The following is an 18287-nucleotide window of genomic DNA, read 5'->3' on the forward strand; positions in this document are numbered from 1 at the left end:
GGCTCAGGCAATCGCTGCTTGATACCGGCGCGCCACTTCTGGCCAATTGATCACGTTGTAAAACGCATTGATATATTCCGGACGGCGATTCTGATAGCGCAGGTAGTAAGCGTGCTCCCATACGTCGAGCCCCAGAATCGGGGTGTTGCCATTCATCAGCGGGCTGTCCTGGTTGCCGCTGCTTTCCACCACCAGGGTCTTTTGCGGGGTCACGCTCAACCATGCCCAACCGCTGCCAAAACGGGTCAGGGCGGCCTTGGTGAAGTTCTCCTTGAACAGTTCCAGGCCACCCAGTTGCTGATCAATCGCCTTGGCCAGCGCACCGTCCGGATTACCGCCGCCCTGCGGGCTCATGACTTGCCAGAACAGCGAGTGATTGGCATGTCCGCCACCCTGGTTGATGACTGCGGCCCGCAGCTTTTCCGGCAGTTGCTGAACTCCGGCGAGCAATTTTTCAACCGGCCACTGCGCCCATTCAGTCCCTTCCACTGCGGCATTCAGGTTGTTGATATAGGTCTGGTGATGCTTGGTGTAGTGAATCTCCATGGTTTGCGCATCGATATGCGGCTCAAGTGCGTCGTAGGCATAAGGCAAGGCAGGCAAGGTAAAAGTCATATCAATGTGCTCCTGGATGATGGCCGCTGACTGTTGAAAACCCGTGACCGGACTGCGCCACGGGTCTTTTGAGCAACAGATTGGAACGCGGGTATTCGCCGTGATCGCTGATGAAGTTCAAAAGCTCGACATAGGTTTTGCTGCTCTGACGCAGCGCTGCTTCTCGCAATGCCGGCCCCAGACGCGGGTTCTGCATGGTTTGCAACAAGCGCTGGTGAATGGCGCAGAGGTACTCGACGCTCTCCTCTGGCTGATTGAGGCGCAGATGCAAATCTGCCAGGTTGTGGTGCGAAATAACGCAGGCCGCCACCGCCTCATCGGCATCACTCCAGCGCTCGAGCAGGACCTGGGCCAGCGCAAGCGCTTGCAGATAATGCTCGCGGGCATCGACCAGCTCGCCCTCAGCGAAACAGCGATTGGCTCTTTCGATCGTGCGTTTCCAGTGCTCCATGTGAACCTCCAGGCGAGGGGTTAAACGCCGCCGGCTGTCAGCTTCTCGGGATCGAGCAAGACTTCAAGCTGGCTGCGTGGCAGATCTGTGTATTCAAGGGCAACGTCTATCACCGGGCGCCCCTGTTGATAGGCGGTCTTGGCTATTTCAGCGGCCTTTTGATAGCCAATGATCGGATTCAGCGCCGTCACCAGAATCGGGTTGCGCGACAGCGCTTCCTTTAGCTTGGCGTCATTAACCTTGAAGCTGGCGATCGCCTTGTCCGCCAGCAAACGGCTGGAATTGGCCAGCAGTTCGATGCTGCCCAGCAGGTTGCGGGCAATCACCGGCAACATCACATTCAGTTCGAAATTGCCGGACTGACCGGCGATGGTGATCACCGTGTCATTGCCGATCACCTGGGCCGCAACCATGGCCGTGGCTTCAGGAATCACCGGGTTGACCTTGCCCGGCATGATCGAAGAGCCCGGCTGCAAGGCTTCAAGCTCGATCTCGCCCAGGCCGGCCAGCGGGCCGGAGTTCATCCAGCGCAGGTCGTTGGCGATTTTCATCAGCGATACGGCCGTAGCCTTGAGCTGGCCCGAGACGGATACGGCGGTATCCTGCGAACCGATCAGGGCGAACAGGTCTTTACCCGGAGTGAATTGCACATGGGTCAGTGCGCTGAGCTGCTGACTGAACAGCCCGGCGAATTGCGCATGCGCGTTGACCCCGGTGCCCACAGCAGTGCCACCCTGGGCCAGCGATTGCAGGGCCGGCTGCAGGTCGTGCAAGTGCCCGATATTGGCCCGCAGCTGCTGCGCCCAGCCATTGAGAACCTGGCTCATGCGCACCGGCATGGCGTCCATCAGGTGCGTGCGGCCGGTTTTGACGTAAACGTGAACCTGTTCAGCCTTATGCTCAATCACCTGCACCAGATGGGACAGCGCCGGCAGCAGCTCCTCATGCAGGCCCAGCGCGGCGCTGACGTGAATGGTGGTGGGGATGATGTCGTTGCTGCTTTGCCCGCAGTTGACGTGATCATTGGCATTGACCGCCTCTCCCAGTACCCGGGAGGCCAGCGTGGCAATCACTTCGTTGGCATTCATGTTGGAGCTGGTGCCCGAGCCGGTCTGGAAAATATCCACCGGGAAGTGCTCCATGAAATCGCCGGCCAAAAGAATCTGCGTGGCCTCGACTATGGCGTTGCCCTGCGCTTCGCTGATCTGCTTGAGTTCTACGTTGGCCTTGGCCGCGGCAGCCTTGGCCAGGATCAGTGCGCGAATGAATTGCGCAGGCATGCGCTGATGACTGATCGGGAAGTTATTCACCGCACGCTGGGTTTGGGCTCCATACAGCGCAGCCTCAGGCACGTGCAATTCACCCATGCTGTCACGTTCGATACGGGTATTACTCATCGGGAAATCCTTGCAGCAGTTCTGTTAGAGAAATGGAGGGCTCGAGCTCGCAGGTGGCCAATCGCCAGGCAAAGCTTTGCCAGTGCTTGAGACGGCAGGCACACAGGGCTTGAGTTTCGATATCGCGCAGCGGACGCCAGGCGTGGTCCAGACACAGGGTGCGCCACTGCCAGGGCAGCGCAGTGTCGCTTGCGGTGTCCAGCAGCAGCCGGAAGCTGGTCACGGCAATCGTCCAGGGCGACGTTGACGTGCAGCAGGCCAGATAGCGGCCCTCGGCCAGGTAGTGCTCAATCAGGCGCGGTTCATCAGGCGCCAGCCCGCAACGGATCTGGCGGCTCATCCAGCGCCAGCTTTCCAGATAAGGCCCTTCATGCAAGGCAGAACTCATGACCCAGGCTCACTCGATAATGAGATTCATTATTAAGCGATATTGATTATCAACACAAGCCTGCTAAAGGCTGTGCCGCGCAATCTTCTGCAGACACAAAAAAGGCGTATCCCCCCGACAGGTGATACGCCCTGGTGTACGCCGGGAGGAATTAGCTGCCAGCCACAGTCATCCGTTCAATCAACACGGAGCCGGTGCGGATGTTGCTGCGCAACTCCAGGTCATTACCTACGGCAACGATCTGCTTGAACATGTCACGCATGTTGCCGGCGATGGTCACTTCCTGAACCGGGAACTGGATCTCGCCATTCTCGACCCAGAAACCTGCGGCGCCACGGGAGTAATCCCCCGTCACCATGTTAAGCCCGCTGCCCATCAGCTCGGTGACGAACAAACCGCGCCCCATGCGCCGGATCAACGCGGCCTGGTCTTCATCGCCATGGGTCACGAACAGGTTGTGCACGCCGCCCGCGTTGGCGGTACTTGGCAGGCCCAGCTTGCGTCCGGAATAGGTGCTGAGGATGTAGGACACCAGCTCGCCGTCTTTGATGAACGGTTTGGCGTAGGTGGCCAGGCCATCGTTATCGAACGACGAACTGCCCATGGCACGCATCAAATGCGGGCGCTCATCCAGGGTCAGCCATTCAGGGAAGATCTGCTGGCCCATCGCGTCCAGCAGGAAGGATGACTTGCGGTACAGGTTGCCCCCCGAGATCGCCCCCAGGAAGCTGCCAAACAAGCCGCCGGCCAGCTCGGCCGAGAACAGCACCGGCACTTCGCAGGTGGGCACCGGACGCGAACCCAGTCGCCGGGCCGCCCGCTCTGCTGCGCGCTTGCCGATGGTTGCTGCATCCATCAACAACTCACCCTGGCAATTAACGTCATACCAGTAGTCACGCTGCATCTGGCCGTCGCCTTCGGCAATCATCACGCAGCTCAGGCTGTGGCGGGTCGAAGCCGAGCCACCGATAAAACCGTTGCTGTTGCCATACACCCGGCAGCCCTGGTGGGTGCTCAGGGTGGTGCCGTCGGCGTTTTTGATGCGGCTGTCGGCCTCGAATGCCGCGGCTTCGCAAGCCAGCGCTTTTTCGATGGCTTGTTCCGGGGTGATATCCCAGGTGTGGAAGACATCAAAGTCTTTCAGGTCGCGCGCCATCAGGCTGGCGTCGGCCAAGCCCGAGCTTTCATCTTCAGAAGTGTGTTTGGCGATTGCCAGAGCCGCCGCAACGGTTTCGCGGATGGCATCGGGACCGGTGGCCGAAGTGCTGGCCGACCCCTTGCGCTGACCCACATAGAGCGTGATGCCAAATCCCTGGTCGCGGTTGAACTCAACGGTTTCAACTTCGCGCTGACGTACAGAAGTCGACAGCCCCTGCTCCAGTGACACTGCCACTTCACAGGCGCTGGCCCCCTGACGCCTGGCTTCAGCAATGATTTGCTCTACTTGCTCCTGCAGTGCCGGCAAGGCCTGCGGGCCGACGCTTTGTACTGCACTCATGGTTTTCTCCACTCAAATTCTGTTTTCGGCAGGGCCGCCGAGCGACCGGGCCGGACAAGCGGCCCCCGACTGGTTATCATGGCGGCGTTTCTTTGCGGACTGCCACCATGGTTGATTCTTACGACGACGCCTTCGACGGCGAAAAAAGCAAAACACAGGTCAAGAAAGAGCTGCATGCTCTGGTTGATCTGGGCGAGCGTCTCACGACACTCAAGCCTGATTTGCTGAAAAAACTGCCTTTGACCGACGCCTTGCGCAAGGCTCTGGCAGATGCTCCAAAACACACGGCCAATATTGCGCGCAAGCGCCATATGATGTTCATCGGCAAGCTGATGCGTGATCAACCGATCGACGAAATCCTTGCATTGATTGATCAAGTAGATGCCTCTTCGCGCCAATACAACGAACGTTTCCACGGACTCGAACGCTGGCGTGACCGCTTGATTGCGGGCTCCGACGACGTACTTGAAAAGTTCGTTGCCGATTTCCCCGAGACCGACCGCCAGCAATTGCGTTCGCTCGTGCGTCAGGCTCAACACGAACTTGCCCATAACAAGGCGCCGGCCGCAAGCCGCAAATTGTTCAAGTACATTCGTGACCTGGACGAGGTTCAACGCGGTCTGCGTTGATCCCCGACCAATGAGTGGGCTGCATTGCAGTCCACCCAGTCTTTATCACCCGCCTGTACCGCCTACGGTGATCGCGTCAATCTTCAAGGTTGGCTGACCCACACCCACCGGCACCGACTGCCCATCCTTGCCACACGTGCCCACGCCGCTGTCCAGCGTCAGATCGTTACCGACCATCGACACCTTGCTCATCGCTTCCGGCCCGTTGCCAATCAGGGTCGCGCCTTTGATCGGGTAAGTGATTTTGCCGTCTTCGATCATGTACGCCTCACTGGTGGAGAACACGAACTTGCCGCTGGTGATATCCACCTGTCCGCCGCCCAGATTGGCGCAGTAGATGCCTTTCTTCACCGAAGCAATGATTTCGGCCGGATCACTTTCGCCACCCAGCATGTAGGTGTTGGTCATGCGCGGCATCGGCAGATGCGCGTAGGACTCGCGACGGCCATTGCCGGTGCGGGCCACACCCATCAGTCGGGCATTGAGCTTGTCCTGCATGTAACCCTTGAGTACGCCATTTTCGATCAGCGTGGTGCACTCGGTCGGGGTGCCTTCGTCATCCACGCTCAGCGAGCCACGACGACCGGCCAGGGTGCCGTCATCAACGATGGTGCACAGCTTGGAGGCAACCATCTCGCCCATGCGCCCGCTGTAGGCCGAACTGCCCTTGCGGTTGAAATCGCCTTCCAGGCCATGACCGACTGCTTCGTGCAGCAACACGCCGGACCAGCCGGAACCCAGTACCACCGGCATGGTGCCCGCTGGAGCCGGTACGGCCTCAAGATTGACCAGTGCCTGGCGCAGCGCCTCACGGGCATAGCCCATGGCACGGTCTTCAGTGAGGAAGTAGCGGTAATCGGTACGCCCGCCACCGCCATGACCGCCGCGCTCGCGACGGCCATTTTGCTCAACGATGACACTCACATTGAAGCGCACCAAAGGCCGCACATCCGCAGCCAGACCGCCGTCGGTGGATGCCACCAGGATCCGCTCCCAGACCCCGGCCATGCTCACGGTGACCTGCTGAATACGCGGATCAAGGGCCCGGGTAGCAGCATCGATACGCTTGAGCAACTCGACCTTTTCTGCGCGGCTGATCACTTCCAGCGGGTTGTCGGGCGCATACAACTGCGCCACGTCCTGGGTGGTGAAAGCCTGAACGGTGCCGTTTTGCCCGGCACGCGAGATCGAGCGCGCAGCACGTGCAGCCAGGCCCAGTGCTTCCAGGGTGATGGCGTTACTGTAGGAAAATCCGGTTTTCTCGCCAGACTGGGCGCGCACGCCGACACCTTGATCAAGGCTGAAGCTGCCTTCCTTGACGATGCCGTCTTCCAGCGCCCAGGACTCGGATATCTGGCCCTGGAAATACAGATCTGCTGCGTCGATGCCCGGCCCGGCCAGATCACCCAAAACACTTTGCAGGCTTTCAATGGTGACACCGCCCGGTGCCAGCAGATGTTCGCTGACTGAGGTCAACAAGTCGCTCATATTCACTCCGTCTTGGCCCCTGCTTCAGCATCTTTGAGTGCTGAACCCACGGGCCTGAAAATTACTGCGGGAGCTGGCTTGCCGGCGATGCAGACGAGTTGATCTGTCTCTGTCCGTGCTGCTATCACTGGCAAGCCAGCTCCCACAAAAAATGCATCTGACCGAAACGCCTCTAAACCTGCTCCTGAGCGCCCCGGGAAAAAAATCGTCGATGATTCACCACCGGCATGCGCGCCCTGATGGCCGCCTGCTCGGCATTGTCGCGCTCGGCCAGCAGCACCCCTTCGCCTTGGGCCTGCTCTGCCAGCACTCGCCCCCAAGGGTCGATAATTGCAGCATGCCCCCAGGTTTCACGCGGCCCGGGATGCACGCCACCCTGGGCTGCAGCCAACAGGTAGCATTGGGTTTCTATCGCCCGGGCACGGATCAGTATGTCCCAGTGTGCTTGCCCGGTAACGGCGGTAAAGGCCGAAGGCGCGGTAATCAATTCAGCCCCGGCAGCCCGCAGTTCGCTATACAGCTCCGGAAAACGCAGGTCGTAACATACGCTCAGGCCCAGTTTGCCAACCGGGGTATCTGCCACCACTACCTGTGCCCCGGGCGCATAGTCATCGGATTCACGGTAACGGCCACGGCTGTCAGACACGTCCACATCAAACAGGTGCAGTTTGTCGTATCGCGCGGCCTGCTCGCCATCGGCGTTGATCAACAATGAACAGGCATTGACCTTGGCATCTGGTTGCCCTTCGGGCGGCAGCGGCAAAGTACCCGCCACTATCCATAAGTTGAGGTCTCGGGCGGCCTGTTTCAACCATGGCAGGATCGGCCCCTGCCCCACGGCCTCGGCGCGGCCGATATCGGCGATATCCCGGCGACCCATTGCCGCGAAATTTTCGGGCAATACCGCCAGCCGCGCGCCACGCCCGGCGGCCTGCTCCAACAGGCGGCGGGCCTGGGCCAGATTGGCCAGCACATCGCTCTGGCTGACCATCTGAATCACTGCAAACGACATGGCGCACTCCTTGAAATGTCTGACGCCATGCTACTCCTAGTTTTTCTCAAAAGGCTTGTCGAAGGTGATCTTCGGATCGGCCCACGGGCCCTGGATGCTGTATTGCACGCTGGCGAAGCGCGACACCTGATCACCGATCAACTTGTTGAGCAAGAACATTGCTCCGCCTGCCGCCGGCCCGCCCACCAACAGCGCCGCAAGGGGCAGATTGTTGGTCACAGGCAGCGTGACCAGCAACTTGGCGTTGACCTGGTCGGTGATCATATTCAACGTGCCGCTGAGTTCAAGGTTAGTCGACGGCCCGGTCATCAGGACGGGTCTGGAGGTGCTGTAAACGCCATTTGTGGCATTCAGCACGCCTTTGACCCGGTCATAGCTCAGACCCTTGCCAAACAGATCCGAGAAGTCCAGACGCAAGCGGCGGCCGATGGCATTGAAGTTCAGCAGGCCAAAGATACGCAGCACCTGAGCGCTGCCATCGACCTCGACAAACTGACCTTTGTTCAGCGAGGCATCCAGAGTGCCCGAGAAGCGCTTGAGGCCGATCCAGGCCGGAGAGCCGGGCCAGCGCCCATCGACATCCACATGGAAATTGTTACTGGTCACACTCGGCGCAAAGCCCCAGTTCTTCAGGACATCGGCCAGGTTGCGTCCGCCGATACGGCCTTTGTACCAACTGTTGCTGGCACCGGCTCCCCCTTCCCAACCGCCCGAGCCTTCGAGCAGCAAGCCCTTGAGCCCCAGGTTCAGATTGTTGAGGCTGATGCCGCGGTTGTTCGGCCGCACATTCAGCGACCAGGCACCCAACAAGTCAGACCCCTGATAAAGCTGGCGAATGATGATGTCCAGCGCCGGTATTTTGCGTGGATCAACCGAAGCCAGCGGGTCCGGAGCATTGTCGTCAGTCACCGCCTTGGGATCAGGCGCCGGCAGGCGAATGGTCTGCATAGTGATCACGATCGGGGCATTTTTGGCATCGGGCAAGGTCACTGCGCCGGTGGCCTGTTTGCTATTGATCTGTAAGCCCCAGGACGCCGCGCTGCGCTTCATTTGCAGACTGACCTGATCCAGTTGCGTACCAAACGCGTTCAGCTTGCCGACTTTGAAATCCGCACTGCTGAGCATCTGCTTGGCGCTGCCTCCGGGGTCCTTGCCCGCATAACGCTCGACCAGTGCCTGCCAGGGAGCAACATCCAGTTCCGACAGCACGCCGCGAATACGCAACCCTTTACCGGGTGGCAACACGGGATCGCCAGCCCCCAGAAACAACTCGCCACGACCGTCTTCGAATTTGCCGTCAGGCGCAGCGAAGGTCAGGTTTGCCAGATCACCGTAGTCAAACCAGTAACGGCGCTCGGCGCCCTGCAAGGTCATGCGAAATACACTGTTGCGGGTCTGGTTGGCGGCCAGACCGAAGGGTGCAGGCAGGTCAACCACCGCCCCCTTGAGGCTGGAGCTGACCCGCAACTGGCTGTCCGCACCATCCAGGGTGAGTTGCAGTTGAAAAGGCAAATCCCCGGAGACCGGAATCGGCTGATAGAACTTGAGCCAGTCGGTGAGTTTCTTGACCCCGACCTGACCACTGGCAACAACCCGGGTACTCAGCCTGCCAGGTTTGCCATCGGCGAATATCTGCGCGGTGACCGGACGATCAAAAGCCCTGGCACTGATACCTTTGCCGCTCAAACCTTTGGCGCTGTCAAAACGGAAGTCGCCCTTGAGCTGGGTCAATTCAAGTTCGGGATTGCTCAGTTTCAAACGCGCCTTGTCGGTTTTGAAGTCCACCAGAATTTTCGGTTCGACACCTTTCTCCAGCGGGATATCAAGGTCGACCCGGCCTTTGAGCGAGCCTTCGCCTTGCCAGCCGGCAAAGGTTTCAGCCGTGCCTATCGGCGCCTCCTGGAGGATTTTCAAACCGTCGCCCAGGCCACCGTCGAAGTCACCGTCCAGGTACAGGTGGCTGACCTTGCCAGTCGGCACGTGGGGAATACTGACCGCGACATTGCGCACCTGGGTGTCGAGCAACTGGCCCTTGCTGGCCATGATGCGTACGCCGCTGTCTTCGATGAATACATCACCCGACACATTGCGCACATGGGGCCAGCCGGGCTGGAAATCCAGCTCGGCACCATGAACCTTGAAGAACAGGCTGATGTTGCGCGCGGCGGCCACCGCATCGTGACTGAGCGAGCCCTGATACTGGAAGAAACCTTCGTCAACCGAGCCCTTGATGATGGCCGTACTCAGCCATTCGGTGAGCGCCGGGCTCAATACCTCAGGCAGGTATTTTGGAGTGAAGCGCCCATCACCATCGGTCAGGCCGACCCGCAGGTCCATATAGTCTTCTTCAGAGTGATCCATATGAATACGGATCAGGAAGTCAGCGGCAATCTTGCCTTCTTCCCCCAGCACTTTGATGGCAGGTGCTATCAGGGTGAAGCTGTTTTCATCCAGCTTCCACGTGAGCAAGGCGTTGGCCTGCAGGTATTGCCAGGGCCTGGCAAAAATCGGCTCCAGGTGCAGCGAGAAATCTTTGCTGTCCAGTCGCAGCTCGCCCTTGCCCAGGTCGCCGCTGATCAATCCGCTGACATTACGTGCCGCCGGGGCACCGTGGGTGGCGTTGAAGCCCACTTGCTGCAAGTTGGCCGCGAAACTGAGCTTTTGCTCGTCGGTCGCAGCGGGCCGGTAGTCGACCAGCACATTACGTAATGTGCCCGTCACTTTCAGCTGGTCGATGACTTCAGCGGCGGCCTCTGGCACCGGCGCGAGGGAGTCCATCAACGGGGTGATCGGGGTCAGGTCCAGATGATCGGCCTGTAGATGCCAGCGCTCCAGTTCTTTATCAGTGGCTGCGAACTGTTGCAGTTGCATGCGGGTTTCCCAGCGGCTCTTGCCCACATTCATCGCCAGCGAGTCCAGCACTACCTTGTAGCCCTGATCTGCGCGCTGAATCCAGGCACGCATTGCCAGGTCCTCAATCGCCTCAGGCTTGCGCTCTGCATAAGCACCGCGCATGGATGGCGCGTTCAAGCGCGCAACGGCACTTTGCACCGAGCCCTTGCTCCAGTTAAACCAGAATTCGCCACCGGCTTTTAGCTCAGACACTTTCCAGGGATTGATCAGGCTGGCTGGCAGCCATTTGGCCCAATCACTTTGTGGCAGGCTCAGATAAGCCTGGGCTGCACCGTCACGCCAATGACCGGCCTGGATTTGAGTTTTGAGACTCATCGCCACAGGCTGGCCGTCAGGCAGGGTGAAGCGGGTATCGAGACGCTGATCAGAAGCACCCGCATCAAGGGTAAGCCCCACATAAGTCAGGGTCAGCGGGGCGTGCTTCCAGGGTTCCAGAGTTACCTGGCTGTCGAGCAGGGACACCCGGGCAACCTGCTGCAGTTGATTGAGCAATTGCTCCGGGTCCAGCGGCTGATCGTCCTGGAGCGCAAAACCTTCAAGCGCCCAATGACCGGCCTGGTCCTGACGCAAGCTCAGTTGCAGGCCATCGAGTTGCACATGGGCGAGGCGAATGTCGCGGTTCAGCAGGCTGGCCCAGACATCGGGAACCACCTGTACCTGATCCAGACGCAGGGCACTGTTGCCCTCGCCGACCATGACATCGTGGGCCAGCAGCACCGGCCCCATGCCATCCCAGCGCCCTTCAAGGCTGCCAATGGTCAAGGGCACGCCCAAGGCTTCACGGGCTTTGTTCTGGACTTCCAGGCGATATTCGGCGATCAGCGGCGTGAGCTCGCGGCCCAGGCTGACGTACAACGCCGTGAGTACCAAAATCAGGGCACAGGCCCCTAATCCCCAGCGGGTCAACGCGGCAAAAAAGCGTGTCAGACGCTCCATGTCAGGCGGCCCCTTCAATGATGATCAAAGGGGCAGGAGTTAGCCCCTTTTTAATGCGGCATGCAGGATACTTCAGAGCAGCACCACGTCGTATTGTTCCTGGGAATACATGGTTTCGACCTGAAAACGGATCGTACGCCCGATAAATCCTTCCAGCTCCGCGACGTTGCCCGATTCTTCATCCAGCAAGCGGTCGACAACTTTCTGGTTAGCCAATACACGATAGCCAACAGCCTGATAAGCACGAGCTTCGCGCAGAATTTCACGGAAAATTTCGTAGCAGATAGTTTCTGCGGTTTTCAGCTTGCCGCGCCCCTGACAGCACACGCAGGGCTCGCACAGTACCTGCTCAAGGCTTTCGCGGGTGCGCTTGCGGGTCATCTGCACCAGACCCAGCTCGGTAATGCCGATGATGTTGGTCTTGGCGTGATCACGCTCGAGTTGTTTTTCGAGGGTGCGCAATACCTGACGCTGGTGCTCTTCATCTTCCATGTCGATGAAGTCGATAATGATGATGCCGCCCAGGTTCCGCAGGCGCAGTTGCCGGGCAATGGCGGTGGCAGCTTCCAGATTGGTCTTGAAGATGGTTTCTTCGAGATTGCGGTGCCCCACAAACGCACCCGTGTTGACGTCGATGGTGGTCATCGCTTCTGCCGGGTCAACCACCAGATAACCGCCGGACTTGAGCGGTACCTTGCGATCCAGTGCTTTCTGGATCTCGTCTTCGACGCCATACAAATCAAAAATCGGGCGCTCGCCCGGGTAGTGCTCCAGGCGATCGGCAATTTCCGGCATCAGTTCGGCAACAAACTGCGTGGTCCGTTGAAAGGTCTCGCGGGAATCAATGCGGATTTTTTCAATCTTGGGGCTGACCAGGTCACGCAGTGTGCGCAACGCCAGGCCCAGGTCTTCATAGATCACGGTCGGGGCACCGACGGTTTTGATCTGTGCTCCGATCTGGTCCCACAGCCGCCGCAAATAACGAATATCCATCAGAATTTCATCTGCCCCGGCACCCTCGGCCGCCGTGCGCAGGATAAAACCACCGGCTTCCTTGATCCCCTCTTTGGCCACGCAATCGCTGACCACCTGTTTAAGGCGCTCACGCTCGGCTTCGTCTTCGATTTTCAACGAAATACCGACATGGGCCGTGCGCGGCATGTACACCAGATAGCGTGAAGGGATGGATAACTGGGTGGTCAGACGCGCGCCCTTGGAGGCAATCGGGTCTTTGGTGACTTGCACCACCAGGCTCTGGCCTTCATGCACCAGGGCGCTGATGCTTTCAACGGCCTGGCCTTCGCGCAGGGAAATTTCAGAAGCGTGAATAAAAGCAGCACGATCCAGACCGATATCGACAAAGGCAGCCTGCATGCCGGGCAAAACCCTGACCACCTTGCCTTTATAAATATTGCCAACAATGCCCCGGCGCTGGGTACGCTCGACATGCACCTCTTGCAGAACACCGTTCTCTACCACCGCCACGCGCGATTCCATCGGCGTGATGTTGATCAGGATCTCTTCACTCATGGCTGGGTCTCGTTCAGGCGTCATCACATTAGTGCCACGTCTCGTAGGTGCACAATTCAGTGCACGTTAAGGTTTTGCCAACAGGGTATGCCGAAATGCCCCAGCAGTTCTGCGGTTTCGCACACAGGCAACCCCACTACGCCCGAATAACTGCCATTGAGGCCTGAAACAAAGACTGCGGCCAACCCCTGGATGGCGTAACCACCTGCTTTATCCTGAGGTTCACCGCTGGCCCAATACAGTCTGGCTTCTTGTTTGCTGATGTTTCGAAAGCTGACCCGACTGCGTATCACGCGGGTTTCGCAGCGCTCGGCATCCATAATCGCAATGGCCGTCAGCACTTCATGCTCGCGGCCGGATAGCGCCATGAGCATAGCCATGGCATCGACCTCATCGACCGGCTTGCCGAGTATCTGGCCATCAAGTACCACAGCAGTGTCGGCGCCCAACACACAAAAAGTGCTACTGAGTATGGATTTGAGCAGCCGATCGCATCCCGCCCTGGCCTTTTCGTGCGCCAGGCGCTCGACATAGGCCGCAGGGGACTCATTCGCAAGAGGGGTTTCATCAATGGCAGCACTGATGGTGTTGAACGGCACGCCGATTTGAGTCAGTAACTCACGTCGACGTGGCGAACCGGAAGCCAGATAAAGCGAAAGCATCGTGACATCTCCCTGTCAAAGTGCACAAACCAGGAAATGGCTCGCGCTCCTGTTAATTGATTTTGAAGCGTCGGCGCAACCCGCGAAGCCCGTAACTGACCCATGGCCAGAGCAGTGCGCTGACCAGCGCAGGCAGAATCAGGGCCAGGGTCGGCTGACGGTTGCCGGTCAAAGCACTTAGCCATAACTGGGCCAGTTGGGCCAGACCGAAAATAACCAGGATCACCAGACTCTGCTGCCACATGGGGAACATCCGCAGACGCTGCTGCAGCGACAGTACGAGGAAGGTGATGAGGGTCAAAATCAGCGCGTTCTGCCCCAGCAACGTGCCGTACAGCACATCTTCGGCCAACCCCAGGCACCAGGCCGTGACCATGCCCACTTTATGCGGCATGTAGAGGGTCCAGAAAGCCAGCAGCAACGCCAGCCAGAGCGGGCGCAGGATTTCCATGAACTGCGGCATCGGTGAAATGCTGAGTAACAGGCCGATGGCGAACGTTAGCCAGATGATCCAGCCATTATTCGAACGAGTACTCGCCATTATTGCCTCTCCCGAGTCGTGGCCGGCGCAGCTGCTGGCGGGGTGGCCGCGGCGGGGGTTGGCGCTGGAACAGGTTTTTTCACGGCGTTGACCGCAGGCGCAACCGGGGTAGCAACCGGAGCAGGCGCTGGCGCAGGTACAACCACAGGCGCTGCCGGTTTGGGCACGGTTGCCGGAATGATCGGCGGCGCCTCACCGTTTTGCTCGGCCTCCTGGGCCTTGGCGGCATCGTTGGCCCGCTCTTCGGGGGTGCGACTGTCGCTGAATACCAGCAGCAAATAGCGGCTGCGGTTCAGGGCGGCGGTCGGAACGGCACGCACAATGGCGAACGGCTGACCCGAGTCGTGAATCACTTCTTTGACGGTTGCCACGGGATAGCCGGCCGGGAAACGCTGCCCCAGGCCCGAGCTGACCAGCAAATCGCCCACTTTGATATCCGCTGTATCGGCCACATGGCGCAATTCCAGACGCTCGGGATTGCCCGTACCGCTGGCGATGGCACGCAAACCGTTACGGTTCACCTGCACCGGAATACTGTGGGTGGTATCGGTCAGCAGCAAAACCCGCGAGGTGTAGGGCATCAACTCGACCACTTGCCCCATCAGGCCGCGAGCATCGAGTACCGGCTGGCCCAGCACGACGCCGTCGCGCTCACCCTTGTTGATGATGATGCGGTGGGTAAAGGGGTTCGGGTCCATGCCGATCAACTCGGCCACCTCAACCTTCTCGTTAACCAGCGCAGAAGAGTTCAACAACTCGCGCAGGCGGACGTTCTGCTCGGTCAGGGCGGCCAGCTTTTGCATGCGCCCCTGAAGCAGAAGGTTTTCGGTCTTGAGTTTCTCGTTATCCGCGACCAGTTCGGTACGACTGCCGAACTGACTGGCCACACCCTGCCACAAGCGTTGCGGCAAATCGGTGATCCAGTAGGACTGCATCAGCACCAGCGACATCTGACTGCGCACGGGTTTGAGCAATGTGAAGCGGGCATCCACTACCATTAGCGCGACCGATAGCACGACCAGCACCAACAAGCGCACGCCCAATGAGGGGCCTTTGGCGAAGAGCGGTTTAATAAGCCGCTCCTCCCAGGCAAGTGTTCAATTTATTCATACGGCTTCAAAACGGCCTGGATGAAGATTGACAGAAGATAAACGCCAAAAGGCAGCACTGCAAAGTGCTACCTTCTGGTGATAACCATGGGACTGCACCACGCGATCTTATTCGCTGGAAAGCAAGTCCATCGTGTGTTTATCCATCATTTCCAACGCACGGCCACCACCACGTGCTACGCAGGTCAGCGGGTCTTCGGCAACGATTACCGGCAGACCGGTTTCCTGGGCCAGCAACTTGTCGAGGTCACGCAGCAAGGCGCCACCACCGGTCAGTACCAGACCGCGCTCGGCGATGTCCGAAGCCAGCTCTGGCGGGGACTGTTCCAGTGCACTTTTCACGGCCTGAACGATGGTTGCCAGCGACTCTTGCAGAGCCTCGAGCACTTCGTTGGAGTTCAGGGTGAAGGCACGCGGTACACCTTCCGCCAGGTTACGGCCACGCACGTCGACTTCACGCACTTCACCGCCCGGGAAAGCCGTACCGATTTCGGTCTTGATGCGCTCGGCCGTCGATTCACCGATCAGGCTGCCGTAGTTACGGCGCACATAAGTGATGATCGCTTCGTCGAAGCGGTCGCCGCCAACCCGTACGGATTCGGCGTAAACCACACCGTTCAGGGAGATCAGCGCGATTTCAGTGGTACCACCACCGATATCGACAACCATCGAGCCGCGTGCTTCCTCAACCGGCAAGCCGGCACCGATAGCAGCTGCCATCGGCTCTTCGATCAGGAACACTTCACGGGCACCGGCACCGAGTGCCGATTCGCGGATGGCGCGACGCTCTACCTGAGTCGATTTGCAGGGTACGCAAATCAGAACCCGGGGGCTTGGCTGCAGAAAGCTGTTTTCGTGCACCTTGTTGATAAAGTACTGCAGCATTTTTTCGCAAACGCTGAAGTCGGCAATAACGCCATCTTTCATCGGACGAATGGCTGCAATATTACCCGGTGTACGGCCCAGCATGCGCTTGGCCTCGGTGCCGACAGCAACGACACTTTTCTGGTTACCGTGCGTCCGAATAGCCACAACCGATGGCTCATTCAGGACAATACCGCGCTCACGCACGTAAATCAGGGTGTTGGCAGTGCCCAGGTCGATGGAAAGATCGCTGGAAAACATGCCACGCAGTTTCTTGAACATGGGAAAGGGACCCTAGGCAACGCGTGGGTAAAAAAGTGCGGCAAACTCTAACAACGACAGGGATTTTGGGCAAGGCGCCAATATGTTAAATTGGCAGCTTTTCAGAGCACCAACCCCCACAATCGCGGCCATATGACCGTAGAAATGCGGTAGTGTTCCGACAATCTAACACACGGATAGCATCCGTCCTGTTTTCCACTGGAGAATCCCATGGCGCTTGAACGCTCCGACGTGGAAAAAATCGCTCATTTGGCCCGTCTGGGTCTCAATGATGCTGATATCCCACGCACCACCGAAGCCCTGAATAGCATTCTGGGGCTGATTGATCAGATGCAGGCTGTCGACACCACCGGTATCGAGCCTCTGGCACACCCCCTGGAAGCCAGCCAGCGCCTGCGCGCAGACGTCGTGACTGAAAGCAATCATCGCGAGGCTTACCAGTCCATCGCACCAGCGGTCGAAAATGGCCTTTATCTGGTTCCGAAAGTCATCGAGTAAAGGGAAAGAGCCTGCATGCATCAATTGACTCTGGCCGAGATCGCCCGCGGACTCGCCGATAAAAAGTTTTCTTCCGAAGAGCTGACCAAGACCTTGCTGGCGCGTATCGCCCAGCTCGATCCTCAGCTCAACAGCTTCATCACCCTCACCGAAGACCTCGCCCTCGAGCAGGCCAAGGCCGCTGACGCACGTCGCGCCAACGGTGAAACCGGCGCACTGCTGGGCGCACCGATCGGTCACAAGGACCTGTTCTGCACCCTGGGCGTACGCACCAGCTGCGGCTCGAAGATGCTCGACAACTTCAAGGCCCCGTATGACGCCACCGTGGTCGCCAAACTGGCCGCTGCAGGCGCGGTGAGCCTGGGCAAGACCAACATGGACGAATTCGCCATGGGGTCGGCCAACGAGTCGAGCTACTACGGCGCGGTGAAAAACCCGTGGAATCTGGAGCACGTGCCAGGGGGTTCGTCGGGAGGTTCGGCTGCGGCCGTTGCCGCTCGTCTGCTGCCCGCTGCAACGGGCACAGATACCGGCGGTTCGATCCGCCAGCCGGCCGCCCTGACCAACCTCACCGGCCTGAAACCTACCTACGGACGGGTTTCGCGCTGGGGCATGATCGCCTACGCCTCCAGTCTCGACCAGGGCGGCCCGCTGGCCCGCACTGCAGAAGACTGCGCCATCCTGTTGCAGGGCATGGCCGGTTTTGATCCGCAGGACTCCACCAGCATCGACGAACCCGTGCCGGACTACAGCGCCAGCCTCAACGGTTCGCTGCAGGGCCTGCGCATCGGCGTGCCGAAAGAGTATTTCAGCGAAGGCCTGGACCCGCGTATCGCGCAACTGATCCACACCAGCATCAAAGAGCTCGAAAAGCTGGGTGCCGTGATCAAGCACATCAGCCTGCCCAACATGCAGCACGCCATTCCTGCGTACTACGTGATCGCCCCTGCCGAGGCCTCTTCCAACCTGTCGCGTTTTGACGGCGTGCGCTTCGGCCACCGCTGCGAAGACCCGAAAGACCTCACCGACCTGTACAAGCGTTCACGCGCCGAAGGCTTTGGCCCGGAAGTACAGCGCCGGATCCTGGTAGGTGCCTACGCCCTGTCGGCTGGCTACTACGACGCTTACTACCTGCAAGCGCAGAAAATCCGTCGCCTGATCAAAAACGACTTCATGACTGCATTCAATGAAGTCGACATCATCCTCGGCCCGACCACACCTAACCCGGCCTGGAAAATCGGCGCTAAAAACAGCGACCCGGTTTCTGCCTACCTGGAAGACGTGTACACCATCACCGCCAACCTCGCGGGCCTGCCGGGCCTGTCGATGCCGGCCGGTTTTGTCGATGGCCTGCCAGTCGGCGTGCAGCTGCTTGCGCCCTACTTCCAGGAAGGTCGCTTGCTCAACGTCGCGCACCAGTACCAGTTGAATACCGACTGGCATCTGCGCTCACCTGCCGGCTTCTGAGGAGAAA

The 18287-nt window shown here is 59.2% G+C and carries 16 protein-coding genes; 3 read left to right on the forward strand and 13 right to left on the reverse strand.

Annotated features, from left to right (window positions below):
• Window positions 1-3: 3 nt before the first annotated feature.
• The 5 genes from JQ848_RS18565 to pmbA form a co-directional block, all read right to left on the reverse strand.
• Complete coding sequence (locus JQ848_RS18565) at window positions 4-615, reverse strand: superoxide dismutase (RefSeq protein ID WP_003439885.1); 612 nt, start codon at window positions 613-615, stop codon at window positions 4-6.
• Between the two features lies 1 nt (window position 616).
• Window positions 617-1066, reverse strand: a complete 450-nt coding sequence (locus JQ848_RS18570) for a hypothetical protein (RefSeq protein ID WP_003439884.1) — start codon at window positions 1064-1066, stop codon at window positions 617-619.
• Between the two features lie 20 nt (window positions 1067-1086).
• Window positions 1087-2463 (reverse strand): class II fumarate hydratase, encoded by a 1377-nt coding sequence (locus JQ848_RS18575; protein ID WP_161717937.1) that lies wholly within the window; start codon window positions 2461-2463, stop codon window positions 1087-1089.
• A complete protein-coding gene (locus JQ848_RS18580) occupies window positions 2456-2851 on the reverse strand; it encodes a hypothetical protein (protein WP_003439881.1) in 396 nt (131 codons plus the stop codon). Before JQ848_RS18580 ends, JQ848_RS18575 begins: the two co-directional genes overlap by 8 nt.
• A 151-nt stretch (window positions 2852-3002) precedes the next feature.
• The gene (gene pmbA, locus JQ848_RS18585; RefSeq protein WP_003439879.1) at window positions 3003-4349 is read right to left on the reverse strand and encodes a metalloprotease PmbA; all 1347 of its coding nucleotides are present in this window, start codon (window positions 4347-4349) and stop codon (window positions 3003-3005) included.
• Between the two features lie 107 nt (window positions 4350-4456).
• Here pmbA and yjgA point away from each other — a divergent pair, with 107 nt between their 5' ends.
• The gene (gene yjgA / locus JQ848_RS18590; protein ID WP_003439877.1) at window positions 4457-4978 is read left to right on the forward strand and encodes a ribosome biogenesis factor YjgA; all 522 of its coding nucleotides are present in this window, start codon (window positions 4457-4459) and stop codon (window positions 4976-4978) included.
• A gap of 45 nt (window positions 4979-5023) precedes the next feature.
• On the opposite strand, the gene tldD is transcribed toward yjgA, so the two are convergent.
• The 8 genes from tldD to mreB form a co-directional block, all read right to left on the reverse strand.
• Window positions 5024-6466: a metalloprotease TldD gene (tldD, locus tag JQ848_RS18595; RefSeq protein ID WP_003439875.1), complete on the reverse strand. Its 1443-nt coding sequence runs from the start codon at window positions 6464-6466 to the stop codon at window positions 5024-5026.
• Between the two features lie 172 nt (window positions 6467-6638).
• On the reverse strand, window positions 6639-7478 hold the full coding sequence (locus tag JQ848_RS18600; RefSeq protein ID WP_127196063.1) for a carbon-nitrogen hydrolase family protein: 840 nt from the start codon (window positions 7476-7478) through the stop codon (window positions 6639-6641).
• 36 nt (window positions 7479-7514) lie between these two features.
• The gene (locus JQ848_RS18605; protein ID WP_202211009.1) at window positions 7515-11327 is read right to left on the reverse strand and encodes a YhdP family protein; all 3813 of its coding nucleotides are present in this window, start codon (window positions 11325-11327) and stop codon (window positions 7515-7517) included.
• Between the two features lie 72 nt (window positions 11328-11399).
• Window positions 11400-12857: a ribonuclease G gene (gene rng / locus JQ848_RS18610; RefSeq protein WP_060781831.1), complete on the reverse strand. Its 1458-nt coding sequence runs from the start codon at window positions 12855-12857 to the stop codon at window positions 11400-11402.
• Window positions 12858-12913: 56 nt separating this feature from the next.
• A complete protein-coding gene (locus tag JQ848_RS18615; RefSeq protein ID WP_003439861.1) occupies window positions 12914-13519 on the reverse strand; it encodes a Maf family protein in 606 nt (201 codons plus the stop codon).
• 52 nt (window positions 13520-13571) lie between these two features.
• Window positions 13572-14060, reverse strand: a complete 489-nt coding sequence (gene mreD / locus JQ848_RS18620; protein WP_003439859.1) for a rod shape-determining protein MreD — start codon at window positions 14058-14060, stop codon at window positions 13572-13574.
• The gene (mreC, locus tag JQ848_RS18625) at window positions 14060-15133 is read right to left on the reverse strand and encodes a rod shape-determining protein MreC (protein WP_083912782.1); all 1074 of its coding nucleotides are present in this window, start codon (window positions 15131-15133) and stop codon (window positions 14060-14062) included. The genes mreD and mreC overlap by 1 nt, the downstream gene beginning before the upstream one ends.
• A 144-nt stretch (window positions 15134-15277) precedes the next feature.
• Window positions 15278-16315: a rod shape-determining protein MreB gene (gene mreB / locus JQ848_RS18630; RefSeq protein ID WP_003439856.1), complete on the reverse strand. Its 1038-nt coding sequence runs from the start codon at window positions 16313-16315 to the stop codon at window positions 15278-15280.
• Between the two features lie 210 nt (window positions 16316-16525).
• Here mreB and gatC point away from each other — a divergent pair, with 210 nt between their 5' ends.
• On the forward strand, window positions 16526-16813 hold the full coding sequence (gene gatC / locus JQ848_RS18635; RefSeq protein WP_003439854.1) for an Asp-tRNA(Asn)/Glu-tRNA(Gln) amidotransferase subunit GatC: 288 nt from the start codon (window positions 16526-16528) through the stop codon (window positions 16811-16813).
• Between the two features lie 15 nt (window positions 16814-16828).
• Window positions 16829-18280: an Asp-tRNA(Asn)/Glu-tRNA(Gln) amidotransferase subunit GatA gene (gene gatA, locus JQ848_RS18640; protein WP_003439853.1), complete on the forward strand. Its 1452-nt coding sequence runs from the start codon at window positions 16829-16831 to the stop codon at window positions 18278-18280.
• Window positions 18281-18287 lie beyond the last annotated feature (7 nt).

The sequence above is a fragment of the Pseudomonas paraversuta genome (assembly GCF_904067025.1).
GTDB lineage: Bacteria > Pseudomonadota > Gammaproteobacteria > Pseudomonadales > Pseudomonadaceae > Aquipseudomonas > Aquipseudomonas paraversuta.

Coding starts and splice junctions, on each gene's coding strand:
- JQ848_RS18565 (WP_003439885.1), bottom strand. CDS start 615: ATGACTTTTACCTTGCCTGCCTTGCCTTATGCCTACGACGCACTTGAG.
- JQ848_RS18570 (WP_003439884.1), bottom strand. CDS start 1,066: ATGGAGCACTGGAAACGCACGATCGAAAGAGCCAATCGCTGTTTCGCT.
- JQ848_RS18575 (WP_161717937.1), bottom strand. CDS start 2,463: ATGAGTAATACCCGTATCGAACGTGACAGCATGGGTGAATTGCACGTG.
- JQ848_RS18580 (WP_003439881.1), bottom strand. CDS start 2,851: ATGAGTTCTGCCTTGCATGAAGGGCCTTATCTGGAAAGCTGGCGCTGG.
- pmbA (WP_003439879.1), bottom strand. CDS start 4,349: ATGAGTGCAGTACAAAGCGTCGGCCCGCAGGCCTTGCCGGCACTGCAG.
- yjgA (WP_003439877.1), top strand. CDS start 4,457: ATGGTTGATTCTTACGACGACGCCTTCGACGGCGAAAAAAGCAAAACA.
- tldD (WP_003439875.1), bottom strand. CDS start 6,466: ATGAGCGACTTGTTGACCTCAGTCAGCGAACATCTGCTGGCACCGGGC.
- JQ848_RS18600 (WP_127196063.1), bottom strand. CDS start 7,478: ATGTCGTTTGCAGTGATTCAGATGGTCAGCCAGAGCGATGTGCTGGCC.
- JQ848_RS18605 (WP_202211009.1), bottom strand. CDS start 11,327: ATGGAGCGTCTGACACGCTTTTTTGCCGCGTTGACCCGCTGGGGATTA.
- rng (WP_060781831.1), bottom strand. CDS start 12,857: ATGAGTGAAGAGATCCTGATCAACATCACGCCGATGGAATCGCGCGTG.
- JQ848_RS18615 (WP_003439861.1), bottom strand. CDS start 13,519: ATGCTTTCGCTTTATCTGGCTTCCGGTTCGCCACGTCGACGTGAGTTA.
- mreD (WP_003439859.1), bottom strand. CDS start 14,060: ATGGCGAGTACTCGTTCGAATAATGGCTGGATCATCTGGCTAACGTTC.
- mreB (WP_003439856.1), bottom strand. CDS start 16,315: ATGTTCAAGAAACTGCGTGGCATGTTTTCCAGCGATCTTTCCATCGAC.
- gatC (WP_003439854.1), top strand. CDS start 16,526: ATGGCGCTTGAACGCTCCGACGTGGAAAAAATCGCTCATTTGGCCCGT.
- gatA (WP_003439853.1), top strand. CDS start 16,829: ATGCATCAATTGACTCTGGCCGAGATCGCCCGCGGACTCGCCGATAAA.